The following is a 1793-nucleotide window of genomic DNA, read 5'->3' on the forward strand; positions in this document are numbered from 1 at the left end:
TGCAGGCTGCCTTCGGGTGCTGGCAGGGCCTTGCGGTCGATTTTACCGTTTGGTGTCAGCGGCATCTGCTCCAGCTGTACCAGATAGGAAGGCACCATGTAGTTAGGCAGCTCCTCACCCAGTAAGCTTCGCAGTTCACCAGCACTCACATCACGTTCGGCAACAAAGTACGCCACCAGTTGGTTTTGTCCCTGCTCGTCCGCCTGGGCCAGTACGATGACCTCTTGTATGTCCTCCACTTTCAAAATTTGTGCCTCGACTTCGCCCAGCTCGATCCGATAACCCCGGATTTTCACCTGATGGTCGATCCGGCCCAAGTATTCGATGTTGCCATCCGGCATCCATCTCGCCAAGTCACCCGTACGGTACATTCGTTCATAACCTGCTTCACCAGCCGCAAATGAATTCGGTACAAATTTCTCAGCTGTCAGTTCTGGACGATCCAGATAACCGCGAGCCAGACCTGGACCGGACACGCATAGTTCACCCGCTACGCCTATTGGAGCCAAATGTCCATGTACATCCACCATATATACCCGGTGATTCGGTACAGGGCGTCCGATAGAAATCAGCTGTCCTGCTCTCTCATCCTTCGATACTGGCCAGACCGACGTCGCTACTGAGTTTTCAGTTGGACCATAGCCGTTATAATACGCCACATGATCCTTCCACTTGTATACCAACTCTATTGAAGCGGCTGAACCCGCAGTGATCAGTATACGCAGGTTTGGCATCCGTTCCGGCTCCAGATAGACCGCATAGGTCGGTGGTAATGTCGCTATCGTAATCTGATGCTCTGTCATGTAATGCTCGAATCTCTCATAGTCCAAAATCGTCTCTGTCGTTGGCATGTACAACGTGGCGCCGCAGAACAAGGCTTGGAAGATTTCCCAGCAAGCTGCATCAAACGAATAGCTGGCAAACAGCAATGTATGATCCGACGTACTGATCTGGAATTCCTGATCAAAATACGTTTTCAGATTACATAGACCACGATGCTCCAGCATAACCCCTTTTGGCTGTCCCGTCGTACCCGACGTATAGATCACATACGCTAGATCGTTCGGACCAGACAGCGGCTCCAGGTTGGAACCATCCTCGTGATACACCCTTTCTGCCCCATTCAGCACCAGCATCTGACCATCAAAAGCTACCTTGTCCACCAGATGGCTTTGCGTCAACAACAGCTCTGCTCCCGAGTCGTCCAGCATGTAGCGGATACGCTCCTCTGGATACGTCGGATCGATAGGGACATATGCACCTCCCGCTTTCAAAATGCCGAAGATGCCCACGATCATGTCTATCGAACGCTCGGTCATCAGACCCACCAGCCGATCCTTCGTCACGCCTTGACTGCGCAAGGTTCGCGCCAGACGATTTGCACGTTCATTCAGCTCACGATAGCTCAGTTGCTCTCCTTCAAAGTACAACGCTGGCTGCTCTGGTGTGTGCGCCGTTTGTGCCTCAAACAGACTATGGATCGTTTGCTGGCTTGGATACTCGGCAGCCGTATCTCCCCATACGCTGAGAATTTGCTCGCGTTCCTGCTCACTTAACACATCTAGCTCTTGCACCCGAATGTCCGGATTCGCCACTACCTGCTCCAGCAGCTGTATTAAATGGCCCTGAGTCCGTTCCACGGCTTCCCGATCAAATAATTTCGTGTTGTACTCAAATCGGATTTTCATCGCTTCCTGCGGCATGACGACCAGATTGAAATCATAGTTCGTTTGTTCAATCATGCCTGCATTGCTGATTACAAAATCCGACGCCGCACCTTCGCCAAGCTGCTC

The 1793-nt window shown here is 51.9% G+C and carries 1 protein-coding gene; it reads right to left on the reverse strand.

Going from position 1 to position 1793, the window contains the following annotated elements; all coding sequences use genetic code 11:
• Positions 1–1793: non-ribosomal peptide synthetase (locus tag ABEW32_RS26285; protein WP_430193244.1), on the reverse strand; the 1793-nt coding region annotated here is incomplete at both ends.

The organism is Paenibacillus jamilae, assembly GCF_050482105.1.
GTDB lineage: Bacteria > Bacillota > Bacilli > Paenibacillales > Paenibacillaceae > Paenibacillus > Paenibacillus jamilae_B.